Source organism: Bifidobacterium aquikefiri, from assembly GCF_002259795.1.
Classification (GTDB): domain Bacteria; phylum Actinomycetota; class Actinomycetes; order Actinomycetales; family Bifidobacteriaceae; genus Bombiscardovia; species Bombiscardovia aquikefiri.
The window spans coordinates 1-26,023 of record NZ_MWXA01000005.1 but is presented as its reverse complement, the minus strand read 5'-3'; the positions used below and the strand labels follow the sequence as shown (position 1 = coordinate 26,023).

Sequence of the window (26,023 nt, the reverse complement as noted above, 5' to 3'; positions counted from 1 at the left end):
GCCGTGTGTGTTGAACGGCTTCATCACCGTTCCGGTAGTCAACATTGTAGCCGAAAGCTTCGCATTGTTGGGGTTTCTCAGTCTTCCGGCACTCAATTAGCATAGAATTTTCGCCGATTCCGAAAATTTCTCATGTCGTAACTTCGGGCGTTTGCCGAGTATGTAAAGTATTGGTTACTATGGATTCTTCGGTCATCATGCTTTTCCTTGGCATGGAGCCAGATGTTGGCGGCGAGGCTCGCCAGATCCTACGATGTTGTATTCTTATCCACTGAGACCCCTTTATGGCTGCGGTGCTGGGTTTTTCCCCGCACTGAGGAACTTCCGGGCTCCACAGAGCACAATGGCGGATAACGTCCGCCCAGGGTGACCTGAGAGATAGCGCAACAGAGAATAGACCGCCCGCGTTTGGAAACTTACGCAGGTAAGGGTGAAACGGCGGTGCAAGAGACCACCGAATCGCTGGTGACAGTGATTGCAAGGCAAGCCTCATTGGGAGCAAGGCCAAGCAGAAGACATCAAGAGCTGCTCGCTCACGTCTTCGGGTAGGCTGCTAGAGCCTGACGGCAACGTCAGGTCGAGATGGATGGCCATACGTCTTACACGACGACAGAACCCGGGGTACGAGGGGTCTCACTACTTTTCCCAACATCCTCCGCGGCACATTACAGCTTGAGGGTGGTAATGCCGTGAATCATCAGCTCAACACCTATGCAGAGAATCAGGAAACCAATCACTCGAACCAACGCTCCAATGCCGGTTGGGCCAAGTCTATCGACAATCGGAGTTCCCCACATCAACAATGCACTGATGATGACTGCAAGCAATACGATGGCGAGGATAAGTGCACCGCGTCCCTCAAGACCGGGATACCGTGCTGAAAGACCTATAACTTCACCGATGGCACCGGGCCCTGCGACAAGAGGCAGAGCCATCGGTGTGAATGATATGTCCTTTTTGATCCTGGCATGATCGTTTTCCTCTTGGGAGAGCTGCCGCTTCGGACTCAGCATGCCAAGACCTGAATTGGCCACCACAAAACCACCAGCAATTTGAATTGCCGGAAGACTCAGTCCAAAAACATCGAGAATCAACGAACCCAGAATGGCAAAGGAAACCAGTATGATCCCGACATTGATTCCGGTGCGTAAACCTTGTCTACGCACCTCGTGCGGAGCAAAGTCACCAGTCAATCCTGCGTATGCGGCAAGAGCTCCAGCGGGATTGGCTATCGGAAACAGAGCCAGCAGAGATGTGGCGAAAATAGTGATAAAAGTCGACATGATTCGATACTACCGGCAGAAGTTTCAAGAGATAGGTATTTCCTAAGCATTGTCGAAGAGTTCATTGGCAACCTGACGAATTATGTCAGGAGCATGGCCTTTTCTTCCTCCTGCACTCCAGAATCTGCGCTTGCGCTTGATGGGATCCATACCTTGAGTCTTTCGCAACACAGTTCTGCCGAGCTCATATGCAGCATCTACAAACTGCCCCGCCTCAGTTGATTCAGCAATCAAGCGTCTTGTCAGGGTACGATCTACGCCTTTGCGCAGTAATTCACGTTCGGTATATCGAGCGCCCATATTTCTCGAAAGACAGTACCTCACTGCGGATTCTGCATATGCCTCATCATTGATTAACAGTACCCGTTGCAAACGAGAAATGACTTCGTCTATAACCGCGTCATCGAACTCCTTATCAATCAGACGCTGCTTCAAACCACCTGAAGACCGGGGAGCCGCATCCAGAAGTCTGAGCGCAGCTTCCCGGCATGCGTCAATATCGTTGTCGCTTAATTCACCGGGGACTGTTTCAGCATCTTTCCCTGCGTGCCCCTCGTCCTTATCCGTGATGCAAGCAACCGCATCACGGAGATCGGCTACCTTGCGATCATGAGTTCGCGAGGTGTTGAAGGCCTGCGTCCCACGATGACCGTCCAATGGGCGAGCGTCTTCAGTGCTTTCAGTGCTCTGAGGACTGTTCCTATCAGAGCTATGGGCAGGACTTTCAACACTGTTATCAACACTGTCATCAAGACTGCGCTCACCGCATACATCTTCAGCGGATTGCCGCTCAACAGATTGGGATTCGGGAATGATGATCTTGTGCGAGGCTAGGAACTTATCGGCCGTTATCACGCAGCATCACTCCACTCATATGGATGGCAATACTCGCTCGACTTGAAATACTCATGCGACACGCGACATTCATGCGTTTGCGGGAACCTGTGCACGTGATCCGATTTGTGCAGAGGATTTGGATTGAGCATGTTCTTCGGACTTTGGTGAACCCTTGTCTTCAGATCCGTGATCGGCGTCAGTCTGTCCTGTTGCATCGTCAGCATCTTCAGAGGCTGCATCAGGGGTTTCCAGCCCAAAGGCAATCTTGACCTTGTGCTCGATTTCCTGAGTGAGTTCGGTATTATCCTTCAGATATTGGCGAACATTCTCACGACCCTGGCCAAGCTGATCGTCACCATAGGTGAACCACGAACCCGACTTCTTAACGATATTGGTCTGCAATGCCATATCAAGAACCGACCCCTCCTTGGATATGCCTTCGCCGTAGAGCACGTCGAATTCTGCCGATTTGAAAGGAGGAGCCATTTTATTCTTGACTACCTTGACACGAGTCCTATTCCCGACCGCTTCTTCGCCATTTTTCAAAGTCTGTATTCTACGAATGTCGAGACGCACTGATGAATAGAACTTCAATGCCTTGCCGCCTGTAGTCGTTTCAGGGCTGCCGAAGAAGACCCCGATCTTTTCGCGAAGCTGATTGATGAAGATTGCGGTAGTATTCGCCTGTGCAAGTGCCCCAGTCATTTTTCTCAGAGCCTGGCTCATCAATCGCGCCTGAAGACCTACATGACTATCGCCCATCTCGCCCTCAATCTCTGCCTTTGGAACCAGAGCCGCTACCGAGTCGATGACGATAATGTCAAGCGCACCTGAGCGGACGAGCATGTCAGCAATTTCCAGAGCCTGCTCACCATTATCTGGCTGAGATACTATAAGCGAATCGGTATCGACACCGAGTTTGCGGGCATATTCAGGATCCAATGCATGTTCAGCATCGATGAATGCAGCCACTCCCCCATTTTTCTGGGCATTCGCAACTGCATGCAACGCAAGTGTTGTCTTGCCCGAGGATTCAGGACCATACACCTCCACGATTCTTCCGCGCGGCAATCCGCCGATACCTAAAGCCATGTCCAAAGCCAGAGATCCGGTAGGAATGACTTCAACATTCTGCACCGGCCGATCGCCAAGGCGCATGGCTGAACCTTTGCCAAAGCTTTTTTCTACTTGATCAAGAGCCGTCTTCAACGCTTGATCCTTGCGCTTCGCGTTGTCCTCCGGACTTTTGCGCGATCCGCGGGCACTTGTGTGTTGAGCCATTGGCTCTCCTTAGTAAAATCTCTATATAAACAACAGCGCAACCGTATGACATTGCGACGCATAACATAAAGCTTCACAACCAATGTGGTCGAATGTGGGATGTATCCGACGGCATATGCTGAATACGGATTCCCAGTATAGTCGAACATTTGTTCGAACACGAGTTTTAGGCAAAAATAAAAGCGGGTGTGTCTGATCATCCGATGATCGGCTGACACCCGCTACATGAATCTATGCCGCCGGGAGTGGCGGCGCATTATGATCTTTTCCCCAACGCCTCGAGTCTGGAATGTCCATCTGGTTGCACAATACATTCCACACGACCCTAGGCTCAACGCCCTTGTTCAGCGCTTCCACAACGGTCATCGAGTCCAAGGCTGCAAGCCTTTGATCATGCGAAAGGCTGCGACCATAAACACGTCCAAACACTTCTTCCAATAGCTGCCAGAATTCTCTTTCTCGCACTCATGACCTTATCTATGCTGTGAAACCTCACCGTTGAGCGGGTTAGCCATCAACCCGCATCTTCTTCAACGCCATAATAGCCAGACCCATAACAACTAGCTTTCAAGTGATTCCAAATAATCCGCAACCATACGCAACATCTGTGGAACGCTGACGCCAAGAGCTTCAGCTATTGAACTCAACAACTCAGAACTTGCCTCTTTCTGCCCTCTCTCGACCTCAGAGAGGTAACCCAGGGACACACCCGCATTTTCGCTCACTTCGCGCAACGTCTTGTGATCCTTCGTTCTCAGATCACGCAGTACGTGGCCCAGAGCCTCACGCAGGGAAACATTCTGAGCGTTTTCTGATGAATCCTCTACAGAGATCTTCGCGGAACGCTTTGCTGCCGGAGCATCTTCATCTTGCATCCACATACGGCTGAGGGCTGCCTGACGGTCATCCTTAGCCTTTTTCGCCGCCTTGGCCCTCAGCACCTGCTGCTGGGCGAACATCACTGCCCTTTTTTGTGCAGGAGTTAAATTGCGCACACGCGCGTTGCCACGTTGAGGAAGTGATACGGGCTTGAGTTCATAGGACTCACCACTGTGAGTCAGTTCAGTGCGATTCAATACTGTATTTTCAGTAACCATTGCATATCCCCTTTCGCCACCATCGTTTTCGACTACAACTTATTCAACAGGGCCCAGGGCTTAATATTCCGTCAGCGAAGCTATTTTCGACTGAATGTGAGCGACTTCACATTCGACAGTCTTATGTCGCCTTTTGCTATTGCAACCGCCTGGTTGCCGACTCCAACGCCTGCTCCAGATAAGTGAGGACATGCTGCACTGTCTGAAGACGAACGCATTCACGCGAGCCCCCAAGCTGCAATCGATAACTGACCGTGTGCGCTGATGCCGCTTCGGATTCAGCGTCATTGAGCGGTGAATATATGCCCACATAGACCATGCCTGCAGGCTTATCACCATCTGACCCCGGGCCTGCAACCCCAGTGGTGGAAAGACCGAATACTCTGCCTCTGATGTCATCTCGTTCATAGAGGTGTGCCGTCGATTGAGCCATCTGTGCTGCGACTCTGGGATCCACGGCTCCTGCAGTATCGAGTATGTATTCGTCAACGTGCAAAATCGAAGCCTTCGCCGCGATATCGTATGTGACCGCCGATCCGAGGAATACGTCGGATGCACCTGGAATTCTGACGAAGGCGTCAGCAAGGAGTCCGCCAGTCAGAGACTCGGCAGCTGCAAGGTAGAATCCGTGCGTTCGACACATCGTGATGATATGGGTCGCAAGTTCATCACGCTGTCTTTGCGATGGCGCAACCGTATTCGCCTGATCGTGAGAGGATGCTTCAGGATTCGACTGTTCGATTTCATTGTTCTTCATAGATCACCTGGAAATACTTCGATGCTGTGGATAAGGACAACAGCATCAACCGCTGAAGAGTCAAGGTCGGCACTGCGATTTCAGCGTCTTCGCAGTGTGTGATAGAGATATTCACCACCTGAATACATACAGAGAATCAATGCGATATAGACGATTGCCGCCGTGAAAATGGTATAGACATGTGCAGGACCTGTTTCAATGCCCACCAGTGCAGGTATTGGAGCCAACAGTAAGGCAATCGCAAAGCATTCGAACAAGGTCTTGTATTTTCCTGCCTTGGATGCCGCGATAACGCTTCCTCCGGTGTCAATGACGATGAATCGCATGACGGTGATGCCGAGTTCACGAATCAGAAATAGCGCGGTCACCCACCATGCTATTTCGTTGAAGCATGACGCAACCACCAACGCCGCAAGAATAAGCAGCTTGTCGGCAATCGGATCGAGCAGTTTGCCAAGCTCGGTAACCTGATTGTATCGGCGGGCCATCCATCCATCGAGCTTATCGGTCGAGGCGGCAATGATGAACAGCGCCGTTGCCGACCAACGAAGCGGCAGACTCTCAGAACCGAAGCGTCCAGAAGCGATATACAGCGCCAAAAAAACGACAACAAGGACGATTCTGACATACGTTACCAAGTTGGGAGGGCTGTTCCACCCGTCGAAAAGACTGCCATGAACCGACCCATCGCCATGCGTGGCTTTGTTTCCGGTCGAATCTGAATCTGACTTGTCTTCAAGGTGTTCCTGCATGACCTCTCCTCGATTGCCGCCCTGCGTCATTGCTTTTGAAGAAAAACGTATGCATTGCAGCTATTTACGTATTACACCCACACCATGCTACCCCGAAAGGCCTATTTACATGACATCAAGGAGCATCTCATGCGTTCGTGCTTCCTTAGGTACGTCCCGGTTCATGGTGTCAATGCTGTGTCTCAATATCCTGCTGCGACTGGCCCAACGTTGGCTGCGACTGTTGCAGAGAGGTCGTTTCACCCTTCAGGAATGAAAGAACAGCTTGCAAATCCTGTGGTTGCACGAGCACTTCTCGTGCCTTTGACCCTTCAGAAGGCCCGACAACGCCATGCGATTCAAGTAGATCCATCAAACGTCCAGCTTTGGCAAAGCCTACGCGCAACTTACGCTGCAACATTGACGTTGAACCAAATTGAGTCGTTACCACCAGCTCTGCAGCCTGCAACAGCACATCGAGATCGTCACCGATCTCTTCATCGATTTCTGGCCGATTCTCTGCCTGTTGAGCCATCTGTTCGATATCTTCGCGATAATGGGGCTTTCTCTGTGTTCTCACATATTCGACGGCACGGCGAATTTCTGATTCCCCAACCCATGAACCTTGGACACGCAAGGGCTTCGCCGACCCCATGGGCAGGAAGAGCGCGTCTCCCTGCCCGATGAGTGTCTCAGCCCCGGTGGTATCAAGAATCACTCGGGAATCCGTTGCAGACGAAGTTGCAAAGGCCAGACGCGAGGGAATATTCGCCTTGATGAGTCCGGTGACCACATCGACTGAAGGTCGCTGCGTCGCCAGCACAAGGTGCACACCCGCCGCCCGCGCAAGCTGGGTTATTCTTTGAATGGAACTCTCCACATCGTTCTTGGCGACCATCATCAGATCTGCCATTTCATCCACGACCACGAGCAGATAGGGATACGGGGCTACCTTGCGCTTCGAACCTTCAGGAACATGTACCTTGCCAGCACGAACAGCCTCATTGAAATCCTTGACATGCCGGAATCCAAAGTACTGGAGGTCATCATAGCGAGCATCCATCTCTTTCACCACCCATTCCAAGGCTTGTGCGGCCTTCTTGGGATCGGTGATAATAGGAGTCAGAAGATGCGGAATTCCAGCATACGCGCTTAATTCAACACGCTTTGGATCGACCATGATGAGTCTCACCTGTTCCGGTGTCGACCGCATGATCACTGAAGTAAGCATGGAATTGATGAAGCTGGATTTTCCTGAACCCGTGGCACCAGCAACGAGCAGATGCGGCATCTTCGTCAGATCGGCAGTAATGAAGTGTCCTTCAACATCCTTGCCAACACCGGCAAGCATTGGATTGGGATCGGACTGAGCCTTTTCGGAACGAAGCACATCCCCAAGATGAACGATTTCGCGATCGACATTGGGAATCTCGATGCCGATTGCAGACTTGCCAGGAATCGGAGAAAGAATGCGGACATCAGAGCTGGCAACGGCATAGGCAATGTTGCGTTGCAGATTGGTGACCTTTTCAACCTTCACTCCAGGGCCGAGCTCAACCTCATACTGGGTGACCGATGGTCCACGTAGAAAACCGACCACCTTCGCATCGATGTCAAACTGCTGGAAAGTCGATTGCAATGCCCTAATGACATTGTCATTTGCAGGGGTTCTCGCAGCATGAGGTTTACCTTTGACAAGAAGATCCATGGTTGGCAGCTGATATTGGGCCATGGAATCATTTTCGTCTGCATCGTTGCCCTCATCACCCGTTGCGCTTTGCGAAGCGGCATGATCTGTTGCATCGTCTGCAGCATTCGCATCCGAATGAGACTGATCTGAGACGGCATTACCCACAGTTCCGGCGTCCTTACCCGTATGATCCGCCGTGGAAGAGACATCCTCACCCAGATGGGATGCACCTATGCTCGATGAACCATACGATCCCGGCATGGCAACGGTTGCCTCACCGGATGTCATATCCTCACCATAATCATTACGATGCTGAGGCATGTTCAGCATCTGCGTAGAGTCATGGTCATGTGCCGCAGAGTCACCAATTACCGAGGTCTCGTCAATATCGCCATGCTGACTCGCCGCTCGAACGAACGGATCGTCCCCCTCGTATCTGTCGAGCGTGGAATCGTCGCCCCTGTGTCTGTTGAAATGGAACAGGCGCGTGAACCAGGAACCCTGTTTCCTGCCGTCATCCACGTCGTCGGTTCCGTCATGGGCAGGCACTCCAGGAGCAAGCACCATCGTTTCGTCGGCTTCAGGCATGCCTGCCGCGAATGTGGAAACCTGAGATTCACCATCATCCGCTTTTCCGGCGGCCTCAGCACTGCGGCCGCGAAGCTTGCTTAACCCTGACCGGCCGATATCGGGCAAATCAGTCACATGCAGTCCGGCAATCATCAGAATTGAGAAGAAGGCAACCACGACAAACACGATGATTGCAAAAACATTCGAGAGCCCCCATGCCAAGGGTGATCCGAGGAAGAAGCCGAAAAGGCCGCCCGCGTCCTGTATCGCCTCAAAATCGAAGGTTCTGGAACTAGCCGTTTTCGAAATGTCGAGGATAGAGCAGATAGACCACAGCATCAATACCCAACCACTGAGTATTCGGGGGTTGTTCTGATCATCGCCAACGTGACGGATGAGTCTCAAAGCAATATAAGTCAGCAGCACGGGCAGAATCAGACTCATGACTCCCAGTAGACCGGATGCCGCAGCATGAAGGACGCGTCCCAGTGCCCCGCTGACACGAAACCATTCACTTGCGCAGAACAGCACGGCACAGATCAGCAGAACGAAGCATGTGCCGTCCCTACGAGCCGCTGGGTCAAAATCACCGACACCGGTCAACGAGCGAACGATCGATGCAAAGCCACGGGGAATAGCCAGAGAAACTTTCTTCCACATCGACTCCTGTTGCTCGGAACCGGATTGAGAGTGTGTTGCGGCATTCCTCCCACGCGAAGGTGTAGATGATTGATGCTGCTGTGACCTCACATTGACCTCTCAAAATCGTGTCTCAATATTATGACCATATATTGAGATTTCCACGGTACTTTCGTTTGTTTATCCATACGACCGCATTCGTAAGTAGTAACAACCTCGATTGCTGATGTAACTCGACATTGTACCGATACCGAGTCCAGAATAGCCAGTACACCGAATGAGCTGCCAATTTCGATGAATTTCGCACAAACACCATACAGGACACTACCGAAATGCTTCAAAACCGGCAGAAAGTTTTCAGAGCGGCTACCATCGTGTTTATGACGACCGATGCAGAACGTGCGAGCGCAGTCGCATTTGCTAGACAAAACTGCGCACTGGAAAACATCACTCCAAGCGACAAGGCGCTCGCAGGAGCTCGCAACCATCTGGAACATGCGATTTCTGTCGATGAGATAGCCAGTTCAGTCGAGAATCCCAGCGTTGCCGATTCCATCTTCTTCAATACGATTGCGCTTGGTGAGCGCGGTTGGAAGACTTCCGGTGACCTCGATGAACTCAGGGAAATTCACCGGCACGTCTTCGATGGCGTCTTCGATGATGCCGGCATCATCCGCACCGGCAATACCCGAGGCAAGGTGGGAAGAGCGGCAGATCCAGAAGCCTTCTTCCCCGCCAATCTGATTGAAACCGGTGCTGCAAACATTTCGACCGAGCTGAGCGATAAACGAAATCTTCGCAGTCTGGATCGCGATGTGTTCGTGAAGGAGCTGGCACACATTTATGATGAACTCGGTTATCTGCATCCATTCATCGGCGGCAATGCCATCACACTGCGCATATTCGCCTCACGGCTGGCTCATGACGCAGGATGGGACTTGGATTGGGGCAAGATAGACGCGCAAACATATAAAGTCGCCAAACACAGTGCCTATGAGGGCAATACCTCAGAGTTGGAAAGCATGTTCCGCAGCATGATTCGTCCGGCAAATCTTTCACGCACATTCCTGATAGCCGGTTGGGAGCAGGGACCTGCTCACTAAAGTAGTGCTCTCAGGTCCGAGTTGTCTCAGGTGCGCCAGCGTCTTCCTGTATCGCCGAGGTGATGTGATGCATAAGTGTCTGCCTCTGCATCGAATCCATCGAACTCGCCTTGGTCGGCCCGGATGATTACCCGGATGGCCTTTTCAACCAATTGTGGGTCAAGTGCCTGAATCCAATGGATCCTTGGGTCTCTGCCAAACCAACCCATCTGTTTTCTCGCCAGGCGTTTCGTTTTTTGCGCTATGGATTCCTGGGCTTCCTCAAGCGTCATGCCTCCATCAAGGACTTCGAACATCTCTTTGTATCCGAGGGCCTTGACTGCGGTCAGGCCGAGTTTGGGTCGCATGTCGCGTGCCTCTTCGAGCAGTCCGTTTCTGATCATAGCTGCCGTTCTGATATCAATGCGTCTGTCAAGTTCTTCTCTATCGATATCGAGACCGATTTGAATCGTTGGAATCTTATAGCTGTAATGCGGAAGATTCGCTGAGTAGGCTTTGCCTGTAATCTCGATGACTTCCAAGGCACGAATGGTGCGACGAAGGTTGCGAGGATCCATTCTCGATGCCGCTATCGGATCCCTGTCTTGTAACTGTGCAAACAGCACCGTTGGACCTTCGATTGCTGCGCGTCGTTCCAAATGTTCGCGAATATGGGGATCGGTGCCCGGAAAGCTCATTTCATCGACGGCTGCACGTGAATACAGGCCTGAACCACCAACGAGAATGGGGCGGATGTTCCTTTGCTGCAATTGATCGATGCAAGCTCTGGAAAGTTTCTGGAACCTGGCCACCGTCATCGGTACATGTGGATCGGAAATACCCATCAGATGATGACGAACCTCATAGAGCTGGGCCGGTGACGGCTTGGCGGTACCAATATCCATGCCTGCATACATCTGATACGCGTCTGCATTGACGATTTCCGCCTCCATGTCGTGATGGCGAAAAACGCGTACGATGTTGATTGCCAGATCAGTTTTGCCCGTTGCCGTTGGACCAACAATCGAGATTACTCGTTGATTTAACAAGGTTGGCATTGCTGCATTCTTTCCACTCGCCTATCATCATGGCACTGCACTGGAACACGAACATTACCGCTGCTGCAAGCCCAACGACCGCGTTCAGAGCATGACTGATTGCCATAGTAGTCGAACTTGTGAGCGGACATACTGACGATATGAAATGTGGTTGGCACGCTCTGGCTACCTTGCTGTAAGCGTTTTCCAATCTTTCAGAGTGAACATAGTGGGCAGCTCGTGACTTCGTTCCCGCGAATGCAGAGCGTCAAGGGTAGAATGTTGAACCCGGAAACGACGAACCAGTCTCCTATGGAAGGCAAACAGTGATATTAGATCGCAAAAATGTGATGAACTCGGCTGAATTGGAGCAAAGTCTGCACTCCTTGAAGTCAACGCCAGGAACTTCACTGTCCAAGGGTGACATTGCCGAATTCGTTGATCTTATGCAGGTATATGAAGGAGCCATGCACGAGATCAGCACGAAACTGGAGATACTCGATGATGAGTTTCAGGTCAGGTTCAGTCATAATCCGATCCATCACATGGAACGTCGGTTGAAAAGCATGGCATCGATTATCGGCAAGCTTGAACGCAAAGGACTTCCGGTAACATTGCAGTCGGTGAAGGACAATCTCTTTGACGTTGCCGGCATCCGTGTCATCTGCAACTATCGCGATGATGTCTATTCCGTGTCACGCTACCTTTCTGACCAGTCCGACATTCAGGTTTTACGGGTCAAGGATTACATCCGCAACCCCAAGCAAAACGGATATCGCAGTCTTCATGTGATATATGCCGTTCCGGTGTTCTTGACCAGCGGTCAGCATTTCACACCAGTCGAGGTGCAGTTCCGAACGATCGCCATGGATTATTGGGCAAGCCTCGAGCATCAGCTTCGCTACAAGTCGAATCTTCCCGATGAAAGACTGTCCGAGCATTCCCAGACTCTGCTTGACTGCGCGAAATCCTTGCAGAACGTCGAAGTTCAGATGCAGTCCATACACCGCGACATCAGTGGTTCTCCACAAGAGACCGAAAGCCCTCAGGAACCCGCTACGCAAGCCTCTACATCCCGCTCGACGGATATTTAGCCTTCGACGAATCGTAGTTGAACGCAAGGCCGTTCACCTATTGGAAGATATAGTGTTGGCCTCCTCTGCCACAGCATGCAGAGGAGGCCAACACTATATCTGGGTCTATTGAACTTGCCAGCAACCGCGGGACCACGAGTCTGGTTAATGCTTGCAGCTATTGACCTGATTGTTATTGCATAGCAATAGGGTCACGAGTTTGAATCAGAAGTTGAAATTATCAGGATCCGCACCGTTTCTCTTGCCCGTGTCGAATGCTGAAATGGCCTGCATGTCATGATCGCTCAAGCTGAAATCGAAGACATCGAAGTTCTGCTCAATGCGTTCCTTGTGCGTTGACTTCGGGATAACGATGACGCCACGCTGGAGATGCCAACGAATGACGACTTGTGCAGGAGATTTTCCGTAGCGATCGGCAATCGTTTGCAATTCTGGATTCTTCAAAAGGCTGCCACCAGTGCCACCCAGTGGACTCCAGGCTTCAACGTCAACACGCATCTGAGAGTTGGTCCAGTCGATCAGGGTCTGATTGGCGAACTGCGGAGAGGATTCAATCTGGTTGACAGCGGGTTTGACAGAACTCAATGCGTGCAATTCCTCGAGATGGTGCTTCTCGAAGTTGCACACGCCGATTGCACGTACGCGACGCTCAAGATACAGCTCCTGCATGTCTTTCCATGCCTGTTGCCATCCGTCTGCCGGCCAGTGGATCAGATACAGATCAACATAGTCCGTTCCCAGCCGATCCAGGCTCTCCTCATACGCTTCACGGGTTCTGCCAGCACGAACATCATCATTCCAAAGCTTCGTGGTGAGGAAGATGTCTCTACGCTTCACCCCGGATTCGCGGATGCCCTGACCAACTGATTCCTCGTTATTGTATGCACGGGCGGTATCGATATGGCGATATCCGGTCTGAAGCGCCCATTTCACCGCATTGACGGTTTCATCGCCGGAAGGGGTCTGGAACACACCCAGACCCAGTTGAGGAATTGAAACACCATTGTTGAGCACTATCGTATTGTTGACATCAATATCATTCATATGCTTCCTCCTTCTATAAATATCCTCCTATGCGCTTGTGACAAGACGTGTCCGGTTACGCCTGTCGCCAAGAGCGGTCTGCACTGGTGATATCGCATCGACCAGTAATGCCATGTCGCTTCCAGCTGAAATTGAGTCATTAAGGAATTCGTAAGGTCTCTCCTCTACTATCTAATGCAAAGAGTAAAAGGAGAACAATCATGACATTTGGAAGGCAACCACGAAGTGGGCAGCAGCCGCAGGACCAGCAGCTCCACAGTGATCAGACACCAGTGAATCGGCCAATGTTTGGCGAATACAACTATGCGACGGACAATCGCCAATCTCAATACGGAGCCTCAGCCTATGGTTCACAACCGCAGATGACCATGAACGGTCAGACGGCGTATTCATATGAAAGTATGGAAAGGGCAACCCACGCCTCGGTTACCCGTGCCTATGGCGAGATGACCTTGGGACTGGTACTCACTGCAGCCGTTGCCGTCATAGCTCAATCAACCGGCGCACTTGAAGCCTACATGAGCGCAACAGGCATCATCGGATGGATTGCCTTGGCAGTCATTCAGATTGGTTTGGCCATCAGTCTGGGCGCACGGATCATGAAAATGCGTTCGAGTACAGCTCGCCTGATGTTCTATGTGTATGCGGCACTGATGGGTTTCACCCTCAGTTCCATTTTCTGGGCTTTCAGCGTCAGTACGATCGTCATTACGCTCGGCCTGTGTGCGGCATTCTTCTTCACACTGACGATGATTGGCATGACTACCAAGCTCAACATGCTCAAGGCTGGACCAATACTGATGGTTGGTCTGATCGTGCTCATCGTCTCTCAGGTGGTGCTGATGTTCGTGGCACCCAGCGCCTCAACCTTGAGAATCGTTGCTGCGGTTGGACTGCTTCTGTTTGCAGGCATGACCATGTACGATGCCCAGCGGACTCGTCTGATCTTCCAGCAGGTTTCCACGCAAGGTCCTGAGATGGTTAAGAAGGCATCAATTCTGTGTGCCCTCAACCTGTATCTTGATTTTGTGAATATGTTCCTCTACCTATTGCAGTTGGTCGGTCTGAGCAACAACTGACACCGATACTTCCCCTACAGGCAATGCATCCTGACGTTGCACGAAACGAGATGCCGAGTTTTGTTGCCTTTTCAAAGTAGTAATCGCTGTTTTGGACTCAATCTTAGAGCTAAATCAGCAATTATAAGAACTTCCACTTTGAAAAGGCAACAAAACTCGGCATCTCGTTGTCATATGCCCTTATTTGGCGTTTTTCATCAGATTTCGCAGTACAAATTGCAAGATACCTCCGTTGCGGAAGTAGTCTGCCTCTCCCGGGGTATCGATTCGAACAACCGCAGCGAAGGTGATGGGCGTCCCGTCATCTTTCGTTGCCGTAACCGTAACGGTCTGCGGAGTGATCCCCTCGTTCAGAGCAGTAATACCCGCAATATCGTAATGCTCGGTACCATCAAGACCAAGACTCTCAGCACTCTCACCTTCGGGGAATTGCAAGGGAAGCACGCCCATACCGATGAGATTGCTGCGATGAATGCGTTCGAAACTCTGGGCAATGACCGCCTTCACCCCCAACATGCTCGTACCTTTGGCAGCCCAGTCGCGCGAAGATCCGGTGCCGTATTCCTTGCCGGCCAACACTACCAGCGGAATGGACTCGGCACGATAATGCTGTGAGGCTTCGAAGATCGTTGTCGGTGCATGATCGACGAAGTCATAGGTGAATCCACCCGGTGTGACTTCCTCACCGACAGAGGCAAGCAATTGATTGCGCAGACGAATGTTGCCAAAGGTTCCACGCACCATGATTTCGTGGTTGCCACGCCGTGAACCATAGGAATTGAAGTTTTTCGGTGCAATGCCATGCTTCTGCAAATAGACACCTGCAGGGCTGCTGGCCTTGATTGCTCCTGCCGGAGAGATGTGATCGGTCGTGACCGAGTCGCCAAGAAGGGCAAGCACTCGAGCACGGTGAACATCTGCTACGGGAGCGGGATCGCTGCTCATGCCATCGAAGAAGGTCTGCTTACGAACATAGGTGGAAGCATCATCCCATGCAAAGGATTCACCGGCAGGAACATCGAGACTCTTCCAGCGGTCATCGCCCTCGAATACAGAAGCATAGTCCTTGACGAACATGTCACGGCTTACCGTTTCGTCGACCACTTCCCTGATGGCATCGTTCGACGGCCACAGCTCACGCAGGAACACTTCATTGCCATCTGAATCCTCACCCAGCGACTGCCTGTCGAAGTCGAAGTCCATCGTGCCGGCAAGTGCATAGGCAATGACCAATGGCGGCGAGGCAAGATAGTTCATCTTGACATCGGGACTGATTCGGCCTTCAAAGTTTCTATTACCAGACAACACCGCAGTCACCGAAAGATCATTATCGTTGATTGCCTGTGAAATTGCAGGATCGAGAGGTCCCGAATTCCCGATGCAGGTTGCACATCCATATCCGACCAGCTGATAGCCCAAATCATTCAGGTCTGTGGTGAGTCCAGCCTTATCAAGATAATCCGTGACAACTTGTGAACCCGGTGCCAGTGAGGTCTTCACCCACGGCTTCGGCTTCAGCCCGCGATGGTGTGCATTGCGCGCAAGCAAACCTGCTGCAATCATCACCGAGGGATTCGATGTATTGGTGCAGCTCGTGATCGAGGCAATGGCAACATCACCATTGTGCAGATCAAAGTTTCCATGGGTTTCGGTCGTTACAGGAACGGACTTCGTGTTGGTGGACTCCGTTATGTATGCAGGCATGGTCTTCTCAAAGGTCGACTTCGACTCCGTGAGCATGATGCGATCCTGTGGACGCTTCGGACCGGCAATCGAAGGTACAACCGTACTGAGGTCGAGTTCCATGTATTCCGAGTATTGAGGCTCGACATAATCGGGAGCAGCGGTGTCATGCCAGAGCTTGTTGGCCTTGGCATACGCCTCGACAAGTGCAATCTGCTCGTCCGTGCGTCCTGTCAGATGCAGATAGTCGAGCGTCACCTCATCAATGGGGAATATTCCGCATGTCGAACCGAATTCAGGACTCATGTTGCCCAGCGTTGCACGATTGGCGAGCGGCACATTCGCGACACCATCACCATAGAACTCAACGAACTTTCCAACCACACCATGCTGACGAAGCATGTCGGTGATGGTCAGCACCATATCGGTCGCCGTGACACCCTCGCGAATGCTTCCCTTGAGCTTGAAACCTACGACTCGCGGCACCAGCATGGAAATCGGCTGACCGAGCATTGCAGCCTCCGCCTCGATGCCACCAACGCCCCAACCGAGAACACCCAGACCGTTCACCATTGTGGTATGTGAATCAGTACCTACACACGAATCAAGATAGGCGAGTTTGCGGTCTGGATGGATGTCGGACTGCTTGCTCATCACCACCTTGGCCAGATACTCGATATTGACCTGATGAATGATGCCAGTGCCAGGTGGAACAACCCGGAAGTTGTCGAAGGCCTGCTGCCCCCAACGGAGAAACTGATAGCGTTCACGGTTTCTCCTGTATTCGATGTCCATATTGCGTTCGATGGCATTGGGCACACCGGCGACATCGATCTGAACAGAATGATCGATGACCATCTGCGCAGGAACCTGCGGATTGATGACCTCAGGATCTCCACCCAAGTCCTTGACAGCATCACGCATCGTTGCTAAATCGACGATGCAGGGCACGCCAGTAAAATCCTGCATCACCACACGGCTTGGTGTGAATTGAATTTCGTGACTTGGGTCCGCCTGCGGATCCCAGTCCAGCAAAGCCTTGACATGATTGTCGGTGATATTGGCACCGTCGATGTTGCGAACCAGATTCTCGACCAATACTTTCAACGAGTAGGGAAGATGGTCTATGCCAGGAAGATTGGCGATTGAATAGTAATCAAATTCCTGATTGCCAACATGCAATGTTGATTGCTGATCCTGATGCATGGACATGCTACCTCCAAATTTACTCATTCATACGCTTCAAACGCATGAAGTACGACGTTCAGGGACCGGCCTCATCATTGCCGTGACGCTGAAATACCTGCCCTGTTGCCGATGTTTGGTTTAATACTGCAACAAGTTGAAAGAGATCAACTCATCAAGTGCTCATTAACCATAACATCGACCAACCTTACGGTTAGTTCTAGCGTGTTCGTATTACGACTGAGATAATTCGCTCTCGGCTTGGCAATGGCTGCTGACGAAATCGGCGGTTCCAGTAATTGCAACGAAAATTACAGCTGAACATAGCACTGAAACCAATGATATGAACACAAGCCTTCCTGATGGAATAGTCAGTTCGAAGAAACCCGCAACGGGAGGTATCACCACTCCCAGAACTCCAGCCAGGGCAAAGGCCGCAACCAATATGCCACGCCAGGAGCGCAATGGACGCGCCACACGACAGAGCACCAGGATACCCATAACGAATAGTATGGTCGCGCAGACCATGCGCCAAGCGTTCAGATTTGCCTCACTGCCCAGATCCCAGTGCATCATCGATGGTATCAGCCAGGCTGCGAGCAAGACTGACAGACCGGTGGCCACGCCACATGGCAATGCAAAGGCAACGACTCGTGAAAGAAATCCTGGCTTGTATGTTCTCGTGTTGGGAGCCAACGCGAGCAAGAACGCCGGTGTTCCAATGGTCAAGGCACCGATGTAGGTGATATGACGAGGCAAGTATGGGAATGGGATTGCAGTGAGCACAACTCCGAGAGAAATCAACGCTGAATACACGGTCTTCACCACGAAAAGCGACGCCACACGTTCCATGTTAGCCATGACCTGACGTCCACGAGCGACGACGTCAGGCAGATGCGAAAACTTGGAATCGACCAATACAACCTGGGCAACCGCTTTCGTCGCCGGAGCCGCATTACCCATGGCGATGCCCAAATCAGCCTCTTTCAATGCGAGAGAGTCATTGACGCCGTCGCCCGTCATTGCCACAACATGGTGCGTGGTGTGCAGCGCCTCTACGATAGCCTTCTTCTGCTCGGGCAGAACACGGCCAAGCACATCGACATCTTCAAGCGTGCGGGCAAGCTGATGGATATCGTCGGGCAGCTGCCTCGCGTCCATTGCTCTTGGCCGTTGCTGCCCGGTCAGTTCGACCTTTGCTGCTATTGCACCCACAGTGGCAGGATTGTCGCCAGAAATCAGCCGGCATCGAACACCCTGGTCCCTGAACCACGCGAGTGTGTGCTTCGCGTCGGAACGAATGCGTTCGGAACATGCAATCAATGCCTGAGGTTGCAATTCGGTGGGAAGCTTCTCTGGTATTTCCTTGGTATCCGTGGATCCCTGATGCGCATGAGCGTTCACGGCGAGCAGCAGCACACGAGAACCTTGTGCCGCTAGCTGCTGGATCTGTTGCGCCAACTGATCTTCCAGCATCTGATCGGATCGAGTGGTGGACATGCTGGAGATAAGGATTTCTGGGGCACCAAGATACCACGTCGCTCCATCTGAATACCGGATGGCACTCCACTTTCGAGATGAAGAGAACGGGAGACGACTTTCAATATCCTGTGACTTCCTGTAGGAATCGAGACCCTTGAGAATGGCTGCTGCTGTGGAATTCGGATTGTCTTCGCTGCTCACGTCAACCGCATGCTGCTCAAGATCGTGCGTATCGGACTGGCTGCGTCCATCACGTGAGGAATCGAGCGCAATGAGCCGTTCAAAGGCAATGCCGCCATCGGTGATTGTCCCTGTTTTATCAAGATTCAATGAGTCAACGCGTGCAAGCGTTTCCACGGATTCCAACTCCTGCACCAGCGTATTCTTCTTCGCCAAGCGAATCGTAGCGAGGGCAAAGTTCAGGGATGTCAAGAGTACGAGACCTTCAGGAATCATGCCGACGACTCCAGCCACCGAAGAGACAACAGCCTGACGCCAAGTGCCAGATGCCAATGCCTGACTGAATCCACCGACGGTCCGCATCTGTGTCCAGATGAGGAGTATGCACAGTGGAATCACGATAATCGTCATCACCTTGAGAATCTTGGTGATGCCTTCGTTCAAATCGGATCGGGTCTTGCTATACACTTTGGCCTTTTCCGTCAACCGGGCTGCATAGCTATCCTTTCCGACCGCAACGACCTTGCCCAACGCAAGACCTGAAACGGCAGTAGTTCCAGATAAAGCCTGGTCACCATCTTGTTTTCTGACGGTTTTCGATTCTCCGGTCAGCATCGATTCATCGAGCTCAAGACCATAGGAGTGCAGAATGTGGCAATCGGCAGGAACCTGCTCCCCCGAACGAATCCACAGCACGTCACCATCAACTATCTGTTCACTTCGAATTTCGATGTTTCTGCCATCTCTGCGAACCAAAAAATTCGATGCAACCAAAATTGAGAGGCGATCAAGAGTTGCCTTCGCCTGGAGTTCGGTAACGACACCAATTCCCGCGTTGATGATGATCACGAAGCCAAAAACGGCATCTTTCCATTGCCCTGTTATCAATACCATCACCATGGCAGAGAAAATCAACGCGTTGAAGAAGGTGAATACATTTTCGCGAAGAATTTCCAGAATTGATCGTGAACTCTTGGTATCGACACTATTGATCTGATGATTTTCGATGCGAGATTGAACATCCCGGGCACTCAGACCTTGCTCGTCAACCTGCGGCATCGAGACCGGGTTGTTGTGCTTCAGATTCGATGATGGTCTGCGTGCATCCAAGGATTTCCCATTTCTCTGCATTGTGTTGTAGTACGAGCCCTTCTCTGCATGCTGATTCACCATGGTATGCGAACACTTGAAAAACATCCATCGAAGCCTCTGCAACCGACATTCTATACTGCTTACGAGGTTTATAGGCAAAAAAGTGTGCCTGTTTTTGGTTTTGAAGTGTTGTGACTGTAAGGCTGAGGGGCGATTGTGCTTGGTGTGGTTGAATACGCACCCGGCATAAAAGTGTGCCTGATATCGGCTCATATTTTCTTGCAGTCGTCCCGTGAAACGCAACGGCATCACCAGTGCGGGCACACACGTTCAGACATCACACCCACTGGTGTCGGGGCCTATGACCACCTGTGCCTTTGGTGAACGAGGTTCATCATGTAAGTGCATAGTGCTGGTATTCATCAGCATCGTGGATGCCATAATGCCGTGGCATTGATCGCTGCTGCCGAACGGATAGAATTCATTGATTTTCCATGTCACATCATTACTCATTCATAGCTGACGTACATGGTCTTCGCATGCCTGATATTATTCATCACGATGAACGATGCCTGTTCCAAGGAGAGGCTCGATTGCTGTAGCTGAGCCGCATCACTGTCTGCATGTGTATCCTTGAACGCACTGGATTCATCGGACTTCGCATGCAACACGAACTGAGCGGCATACAGACGGTCATCCAGCGTGGTGCTCTGCTTGCTGGAGGAGACAAGCACTACGGGAATTCCATCATTTCTTGCGCTGTGCAACGCAGCAACCACGTGATCATTGAAATCACAGCCTATGGAGTTTTGTGTTGCATTGCAGCGCAGCAGAATCATGGTCGATCTGTTGGCAACTGCTGCCACGATTGCCTCCGCCTGAGCATCCGTCACATTCTCTGACGATGCATATTGGGTTTTCATGGACTTCGCCTGCAGATAATGCAGAATCTGCCGATCCTGCGCTGTCGTGGCTGTGGTCTCGGCACCAATGAAAGCTATGAGAACATCCGAACGATCAATGCCGTCATGGGCCATGGAGCTGCTCTGCGGCGCATCTCCTACCGCACCGGCACCTGGTGCGCAACCAGCCAGCGACAATCCCAAGACAAGAACCATGACGCTGACGAATGCAGCGGCCCTGGCTCTGCGCATGCTCATCGTGGCACAGCGCTCACTTGGTAAAGACGGCCAAGGATTCCACATGATGCGTCATCGGGTAGATGTCATAAGCACTGAGATTACGGAGCGTGTAACCGGCAGCGTCGAGGGTCGCGGTATCACGTGCAAGGCTAGTGGGATCGCAGGCAACATAGATGATGGCCTTCGGATTCGCCGCTGCCACGCGCTCGCAGACCTTTTTTCGTGCGCCTGCACGTGGCGGATCAAGCACAACGATGTCAGGATGCGCCAGATGCGAAGGCACATTGCCAAGCACTGCGCCAACATCACCGATTCGAGCATCGACACGCGATATATTAAGACTTCGAAGATTACGGCGTGCGTTGATGACGGCCGGCTTTGCACCTTCGATGCTGAGCATGCTGGTTCGTGGAGAGGTCATCGTGGCCAGCGGAAGTGTAAAGAGGCCAGCTCCTGAATACAGATCCCATATGCATGCGGAATCAGATCCATTGAGCGCATCCTGAGCAGCATGCAACACATGCGAGACCAAAGCATGGGGTGCCTCGCGATGCACCTGCCAGAAACCGTCTGCGTTCACACGGTAATTCCATATGTGATCGTCAACGTTCACCTGCTCCTTGAGTAGAAACTCACCGGCGATGAGCTCGCCATCCACCATCACCGCATAGTTCTTGAACTCAGCAGTCGGAATCTCGCCCTCGACTTTGCTCCCGGCCTCAACCTCGCCCAAACTCAAGATCTCGTCATTTTCCGCAGTCTGCGCCGCCTCAGGAACGGCAATTCTCAGTTGTGCTCCCGGGGTGAATCCGCCATCCCAGAAATGCGTTTCTTCTGCAACCTTCAGTACCGATGCCGTCGCCAGAGGCATAGTGCTCAGAGTCACACGATGATGAGTGCCACGACGTCTCATGGAAGGAAGTCCGTTCTCATCCGCAATCATTTCGATGCGAGTGCGCCAATGGAGACCGCCAAGCTGCGCATCTTCCGGCATGCGGGTGACTTCCACATGGGTATCGACATGTCCCAAGCGCTTCATCTGCTCATTGATGATGTCTGACTTCCACACGATCTGACCAGGAAGCGAGACATGAACCAAATCGGCTCCGCCAACCCCGCCGCCATCACCAAGCGGACCGGCAAGCTTCCATGCCGGCTCGACGCGATATGGGCTCGCCTCAATGACCTCGGTCACCTCACCCGTCCAGAATCGGTCGGTACGCTCATGCGGCTCGTCAAGCACAATGCGCACCAACTCCCCTGGCAATGCAAAACGTACGAAGACCACTCTGCCGTCGATATGTCCGACGCACCGACCTTGATCGGCATAACGCTCGATGCGAACTCCAGTTTCCAAACCCAAATCAATCCCCAATTGTTGAATGTTCAGTATTGTTTCTCTTGCTTTTCCAATTCACCATGGCGATGCAGCGGATCGGCCACAAGAAGCCATGATATCCATATCACCAGTGCAAAGCATGGAACTCCCATGATGAGTCTTGCCGTCCCGAGCCAAGCTACATGGTCAGTGAGATACATTGGCAACTGCACCAGCAGACGCAAGGCAAAGAGCGCAATCCACAACGCTGTGACCTTCGTATAGGCACGGTATAGGGGGCCGTCGCTGCGCCACGCATCAAGCCATGCCCCAAAACCGCTGAATGTCGGGCGTCGAATGAACTCTATGCACGCACCGATGCCAGGGACCTTGAGCACCATGGAGGTCAGCAGTGCAACAATCCATGCCACGTTCGTGATGAAGCCAGGCAGATAATAGTTCCTTGCATCTTTCGTAAACCAAGCCCACACAAGACACAAGGCAACCGCGCACACACCGCTCAACGCGCCCATGATTGGCTGGCGCTGCACCATGCGAAGCAGAAGCTGCAACACAGCCTCCACAAGCGATATGGCCAAGGTGATTGCAAGGTTGCCCGTAACGATATAGGCGATGATAAAGATCAGGCCCGGAAGCAAAGATTCAACCACGCCTCTGACACCGCCGATGGCATCCATGATCGAGAAGTCATCCGATGCTAGCGATCCAATCCCTTTTCTGGCACTGTTTTTGGCTGCCACACGTTGAAAAGCCGTATGCCATACGTCTCCTGCAAAGGATTCGTCATCGTGCTGACTTTCACCATCGCAATCGTGTTGGTCAGCGATTGAAGAATCGGGCTGATCATCGCGCTGATTGTGCATACCATTCACCTTGAACGTCAGAAGTTATCGAACCTCGGAGAACATGGGGCCTCTGGAAAGCGTTGTCTTGACCTCTGTGTTCTGATCGCTGTCGAAAGGCCCCTTGGGCTTTTCGGGAATGGACTTGTCATTCTTGTCATTGCCGCTCTTCTGCGTGTTCTTGGCAGTTGCAGCGTCCTGATCCTGTGCGGCAGCTTCCTGCTCCCTGCGTTGCTTTGGCGTCACCGGTGCGTGCATCGGAATCATATCGCGTGGAGCAAGCGGCTCGTCGCCGCGTTCAACGACAATCTCCTGGAACAGGTTGTCGAGAATCTGCTTTTCCTCTCCAACGGATGCCGCCGGACCCGAGAAGATGCCGCGAAGCATCCAACGTGGACCATCAACGCCAACGATTCGAGTGATAACGGTATTGCCTTTGACCTCAACAGGCAGGGAAACCTCGGTTCCGAATACTCCGGGCTTACTGGATGCACTGTCATTGCCCGCAAGCAGATCCTCGCGCACATCATCCCACAGCCCCAATGTCTTGGGAGCAGCGAAGGCTTCGATCTCAAGGCTTGAAGAACCATACGAGATGGTGGCACCCAACACATCCCCGCTTGCACGATTTGCCTTCAGACGAAGCTCTATGCCTTGAAGATACGGCAGATAGAAAGCACCGATGTCGAGGTATTCGTCGTAATCCACAACTTCCTCATCGTCGACGTCCCATGGTCCGCGATCTTCACCTCTGCCCTGATATTCGGCGCTGTCTTCTTGATTATCATCATCGATTGGATCGAAATCAGCATCCTCGTCTTGCGGTGCAAGAACTTCGTCGTTCTCTACCTCAGGTTGATCTTCTGCTGACTGCTGTTTCGCATGCTTCTTGCCGAATCCGAACAAGCCCATGATTCCTCGTTTCTGACCTCGCATAGGAGGTTATTCGTTACGTCCGTTATCCAAGAATAACCACAAAGGTGTGTATGCGCATGTCTTTGCGGAAAGTCCTCGTGCTCTCAGACCTTGTACGTTACTTCCAGAGCAGCATGATCGCTCCACCGGGTATCATACGAGCTTGCCTTGTCGATGGTGAATCCTTGGGCTGTTTCGGCAAATTCCGGCGTTGCAAACTGATAGTCCAATCTCCATCCCACGTTATTGTCAAACGCACGTCCACGCTGACTCCACCATGTATAGGGACCTTGTATATCTCCTGCCAAGTCACGCATGACATCTACGTAATCGAGATCATCAAGCCATTTGTCGATATAGACACGTTCGGAAGGCATGAAACCCGCATGGGTCACATTCGCCTTGGCATTCTTGATGTCGATAGGCGTATGCGCAATATTGAAGTCGCCGCAAAGAACCGCTTGCCTGCCGCCTTTGGCAGCTTCGTCGCGTAAGTCCTCGAGACGCCCCATCATGGTGTCAAGAAAACGGAACTTTTGCTTCATCTTCAATGCATCGTCCGCCATACCTGAATGCACATATATGCAGATGACGGTGAGCACATGGCCATCAGGTGTCTTGACATCGGCTTCTATCCAGCGACCAGTGTCTACTGGTTCGCTCAGACCTGGAAGACCGATCCTTGTCTCCAGTACCGGCAGGGTGGTGAGCAGGGCAACACCAGCACGCCCCTTGATCTCACAGATATCGTTGACCCTGAAGAGATCTTCAGGCTTCTTGATCTTGCCCTGCGTGACATATCTATCAGCGAAATCGTCAAAGATCGGATCAATGGCCGATTGGGGAGCCCGCACTTCCTGCATACACCAGACATCAGGAACCTTCGCACTCACCCATGTGCCAACATCCTTGCGCGCTGCAGCACGCACCCCATTCACATTTGAAGTCGCAATCGTAATGCTCATGCCACACACCCTACCAGCGTCGTCGAGGAACCGCTCAGGAATCCAATCCTAAGCTCAGATTTCCACCAGGAATTGCATCCAGCAAATCTTTGGTGTATTGCTGCTGCGGATGTTCAAACACCTCATCGGTCGTAGCATGCTCAACGAGCTTTCCATGCTGCATGACGACGACTTCGTCCGCGATCTGACGGACAACGGCCAAATCGTGAGTGATGAACAGATAGCTGAGTCCTCGCTCTGCCTGCAAATCATTGAGCAGCTCAAGGACCTGGTTCTGCACCAGCACATCAAGTGCTGAAACAGCCTCGTCGCACACGATCACACTGGGATTCAAGGCCATGGCACGAGCTATGGCAATGCGTTGGCGCTGACCACCCGAAAGCTCGTTCGGATATCGACGCATCACCGATTGCGGCATTTCTACCATATCGAGCAATGCCTTGACGCGCTCTACGCGAGACTTCTTGTTGCCGACCTTATGAATGCGCAAGGGCTCCTCAACTGAACGAAATATTGAATACATCGGATCCAGGGAACCATAGGGGTTTTGGAATACCGGTTGAACCTGCCGACGGAATGCAAGCATTTCCTTGCGCCTGAACTCAGCTATATTCTTGCCCTCGAAGGTTACCGTACCCGCAGTCGGCTCAAGTAGACGCAGCACCATATTGGCAACGGTGGACTTGCCCGAACCCGATTCGCCGACGATTGCCAGGGTGGTGCCACGTTTGACCGAGAACGACACATCGTCTACCGCCTTGAACATTTCTGTTCTGCGAGGTAGTTTGAATTCCTTGGTCAGGTGCTCGACCGTTATGATGTGTTCACTGCGTTCCAGGGTTTCCTCACCCTTGACCTTGTGCTCCAGCAAGGCATCGGCATCGCTGCCGCGCTCCTTGGCCGAGATGATGCGTTGCGAACAAGGTCAAGGGTGAGGAAACCCTGGAACGCAGTGAACACATCATAACGGTCGAGCA

General features: G+C 52.1%; 19 protein-coding genes, 1 other RNA gene and 2 pseudogenes. 4 read left to right on the top strand and 18 right to left on the bottom strand.

The genetic code is table 11. The annotated features are described in order from the left end of the window. The first annotated feature begins 272 nt into the window (after positions 1-272). An RNA gene (rnpB, locus tag BAQU_RS04035) (RNase P RNA component class A) lies at positions 273-640 on the top strand. A gap of 25 nt (positions 641-665) precedes the next feature. Here the strand turns inward: rnpB and BAQU_RS04030 are convergent. From BAQU_RS04030 to BAQU_RS03995, 8 genes are all read right to left on the bottom strand, one after another. Further along, positions 666-1,283, bottom strand: coding sequence for a MarC family protein (locus BAQU_RS04030; RefSeq protein WP_094693008.1), 618 nt, complete (start codon positions 1,281-1,283; stop codon positions 666-668). Positions 1,284-1,325: 42 nt separating this feature from the next. Beyond that, positions 1,326-2,138 (bottom strand): regulatory protein RecX, encoded by an 813-nt coding sequence (locus tag BAQU_RS10750; RefSeq protein WP_244568427.1) that lies wholly within the window; start codon positions 2,136-2,138, stop codon positions 1,326-1,328. 69 nt (positions 2,139-2,207) lie between these two features. Further along, a complete protein-coding gene (gene recA / locus BAQU_RS04020) occupies positions 2,208-3,401 on the bottom strand; it encodes a recombinase RecA (protein ID WP_094693006.1) in 1,194 nt (397 codons plus the stop codon). A 231-nt stretch (positions 3,402-3,632) separates the two neighbouring features. Next, positions 3,633-3,866, bottom strand: a complete 234-nt coding sequence (locus BAQU_RS04015) for a DUF3046 domain-containing protein (protein ID WP_094693004.1) — start codon at positions 3,864-3,866, stop codon at positions 3,633-3,635. Positions 3,867-3,961: 95 nt separating this feature from the next. Continuing rightward, positions 3,962-4,498 carry a helix-turn-helix domain-containing protein gene (locus tag BAQU_RS04010; protein WP_094693002.1) on the bottom strand — a complete coding sequence of 179 codons (537 nt, stop codon included), beginning with the start codon at positions 4,496-4,498 and terminating at the stop codon, positions 3,962-3,964. Between the two features lie 136 nt (positions 4,499-4,634). Beyond that, a complete protein-coding gene (locus tag BAQU_RS04005; protein WP_094693000.1) occupies positions 4,635-5,255 on the bottom strand; it encodes a CinA family protein in 621 nt (206 codons plus the stop codon). An 80-nt stretch (positions 5,256-5,335) separates the two neighbouring features. After that, on the bottom strand, positions 5,336-6,007 hold the full coding sequence (gene pgsA, locus BAQU_RS04000; RefSeq protein WP_094693876.1) for a CDP-diacylglycerol--glycerol-3-phosphate 3-phosphatidyltransferase: 672 nt from the start codon (positions 6,005-6,007) through the stop codon (positions 5,336-5,338). Between the two features lie 169 nt (positions 6,008-6,176). Beyond that, positions 6,177-8,906 carry an FtsK/SpoIIIE family DNA translocase gene (locus tag BAQU_RS03995; RefSeq protein ID WP_094692998.1) on the bottom strand — a complete coding sequence of 910 codons (2,730 nt, stop codon included), beginning with the start codon at positions 8,904-8,906 and terminating at the stop codon, positions 6,177-6,179. A 359-nt stretch (positions 8,907-9,265) separates the two neighbouring features. Between BAQU_RS03995 and BAQU_RS03990 the strand changes: the two genes are divergently transcribed. Continuing rightward, positions 9,266-9,988 carry a Fic family protein gene (locus BAQU_RS03990; RefSeq protein WP_169713262.1) on the top strand — a complete coding sequence of 241 codons (723 nt, stop codon included), beginning with the start codon at positions 9,266-9,268 and terminating at the stop codon, positions 9,986-9,988. Positions 9,989-10,014: 26 nt separating this feature from the next. On the opposite strand, the gene miaA is transcribed toward BAQU_RS03990, so the two are convergent. Then, positions 10,015-11,025, bottom strand: coding sequence for a tRNA (adenosine(37)-N6)-dimethylallyltransferase MiaA (miaA, locus tag BAQU_RS03985; RefSeq protein ID WP_094692994.1), 1,011 nt, complete (start codon positions 11,023-11,025; stop codon positions 10,015-10,017). 329 nt (positions 11,026-11,354) lie between these two features. On the opposite strand from miaA, the gene BAQU_RS03980 reads away from it, so the two are divergent. Then, complete coding sequence (locus BAQU_RS03980; protein WP_094692992.1) at positions 11,355-12,098, top strand: GTP pyrophosphokinase; 744 nt, start codon at positions 11,355-11,357, stop codon at positions 12,096-12,098. Positions 12,099-12,302: 204 nt separating this feature from the next. On the opposite strand, the gene BAQU_RS03975 is transcribed toward BAQU_RS03980, so the two are convergent. Next, positions 12,303-13,133 (bottom strand): aldo/keto reductase, encoded by an 831-nt coding sequence (locus BAQU_RS03975; RefSeq protein WP_094693874.1) that lies wholly within the window; start codon positions 13,131-13,133, stop codon positions 12,303-12,305. 209 nt (positions 13,134-13,342) lie between these two features. On the opposite strand from BAQU_RS03975, the gene BAQU_RS03970 reads away from it, so the two are divergent. Beyond that, on the top strand, positions 13,343-14,221 hold the full coding sequence (locus BAQU_RS03970) for a Bax inhibitor-1/YccA family protein (RefSeq protein ID WP_094692990.1): 879 nt from the start codon (positions 13,343-13,345) through the stop codon (positions 14,219-14,221). 180 nt (positions 14,222-14,401) lie between these two features. Here the strand turns inward: BAQU_RS03970 and acnA are convergent, their stop codons facing one another. The 8 genes and pseudogenes from acnA to BAQU_RS03925 form a co-directional block, all read right to left on the bottom strand. Continuing rightward, positions 14,402-17,116, bottom strand: a complete 2,715-nt coding sequence (gene acnA / locus BAQU_RS03965; RefSeq protein WP_094692988.1) for an aconitate hydratase AcnA — start codon at positions 17,114-17,116, stop codon at positions 14,402-14,404. Positions 17,117-17,323: 207 nt separating this feature from the next. Then, the gene (locus tag BAQU_RS03960) at positions 17,324-19,810 is read right to left on the bottom strand and encodes an HAD-IC family P-type ATPase (protein ID WP_094693872.1); all 2,487 of its coding nucleotides are present in this window, start codon (positions 19,808-19,810) and stop codon (positions 17,324-17,326) included. A 542-nt stretch (positions 19,811-20,352) separates the two neighbouring features. Next, positions 20,353-21,003 (bottom strand): hypothetical protein, encoded by a 651-nt coding sequence (locus BAQU_RS03950; protein WP_094692984.1) that lies wholly within the window; start codon positions 21,001-21,003, stop codon positions 20,353-20,355. A gap of 13 nt (positions 21,004-21,016) precedes the next feature. Beyond that, on the bottom strand, positions 21,017-22,342 hold the full coding sequence (locus BAQU_RS03945) for a class I SAM-dependent RNA methyltransferase (protein WP_094693870.1): 1,326 nt from the start codon (positions 22,340-22,342) through the stop codon (positions 21,017-21,019). Positions 22,343-22,371: 29 nt separating this feature from the next. Continuing rightward, positions 22,372-23,001 carry a DUF3159 domain-containing protein gene (locus tag BAQU_RS03940; RefSeq protein WP_244568459.1) on the bottom strand — a complete coding sequence of 210 codons (630 nt, stop codon included), beginning with the start codon at positions 22,999-23,001 and terminating at the stop codon, positions 22,372-22,374. A 210-nt stretch (positions 23,002-23,211) separates the two neighbouring features. After that, a pseudogene (locus BAQU_RS03935) lies at positions 23,212-23,943 on the bottom strand (DUF3710 domain-containing protein); the annotation flags it as partial. Between the two features lie 242 nt (positions 23,944-24,185). Further along, positions 24,186-25,046, bottom strand: a complete 861-nt coding sequence (locus tag BAQU_RS03930) for an exodeoxyribonuclease III (RefSeq protein ID WP_094692978.1) — start codon at positions 25,044-25,046, stop codon at positions 24,186-24,188. A gap of 34 nt (positions 25,047-25,080) precedes the next feature. After that, positions 25,081-25,965, bottom strand: a pseudogene (locus BAQU_RS03925) (ABC transporter ATP-binding protein); the annotation flags it as partial. Positions 25,966-26,023 lie beyond the last annotated feature (58 nt).

Bases quoted from the DNA above. Each gene is read 5' to 3' on its own strand.
- acnA (WP_094692988.1), bottom strand. From the start codon at position 17,116: ATGTCCATGCATCAGGATCAGCAATCAACATTGCATGTTGGCAATCAG.
- BAQU_RS04030 (WP_094693008.1), bottom strand. From the start codon at position 1,283: ATGTCGACTTTTATCACTATTTTCGCCACATCTCTGCTGGCTCTGTTT.
- BAQU_RS03995 (WP_094692998.1), bottom strand. From the start codon at position 8,906: ATGTGGAAGAAAGTTTCTCTGGCTATTCCCCGTGGCTTTGCATCGATC.
- pgsA (WP_094693876.1), bottom strand. From the start codon at position 6,007: ATGCAGGAACACCTTGAAGACAAGTCAGATTCAGATTCGACCGGAAAC.
- BAQU_RS03990 (WP_169713262.1), top strand. From the start codon at position 9,266: ATGACGACCGATGCAGAACGTGCGAGCGCAGTCGCATTTGCTAGACAA.
- BAQU_RS04010 (WP_094693002.1), bottom strand. From the start codon at position 4,498: ATGGTTACTGAAAATACAGTATTGAATCGCACTGAACTGACTCACAGT.
- BAQU_RS04005 (WP_094693000.1), bottom strand. From the start codon at position 5,255: ATGAAGAACAATGAAATCGAACAGTCGAATCCTGAAGCATCCTCTCAC.
- miaA (WP_094692994.1), bottom strand. From the start codon at position 11,025: ATGCCAACCTTGTTAAATCAACGAGTAATCTCGATTGTTGGTCCAACG.
- BAQU_RS03980 (WP_094692992.1), top strand. From the start codon at position 11,355: ATGAACTCGGCTGAATTGGAGCAAAGTCTGCACTCCTTGAAGTCAACG.
- recA (WP_094693006.1), bottom strand. From the start codon at position 3,401: ATGGCTCAACACACAAGTGCCCGCGGATCGCGCAAAAGTCCGGAGGAC.
- BAQU_RS03950 (WP_094692984.1), bottom strand. From the start codon at position 21,003: ATGAGCATGCGCAGAGCCAGGGCCGCTGCATTCGTCAGCGTCATGGTT.
- BAQU_RS03940 (WP_244568459.1), bottom strand. From the start codon at position 23,001: ATGGATGCCATCGGCGGTGTCAGAGGCGTGGTTGAATCTTTGCTTCCG.
- BAQU_RS03960 (WP_094693872.1), bottom strand. From the start codon at position 19,810: ATGCCGCAGGTTGACGAGCAAGGTCTGAGTGCCCGGGATGTTCAATCT.
- BAQU_RS03970 (WP_094692990.1), top strand. From the start codon at position 13,343: ATGACATTTGGAAGGCAACCACGAAGTGGGCAGCAGCCGCAGGACCAG.
- BAQU_RS03930 (WP_094692978.1), bottom strand. From the start codon at position 25,046: ATGAGCATTACGATTGCGACTTCAAATGTGAATGGGGTGCGTGCTGCA.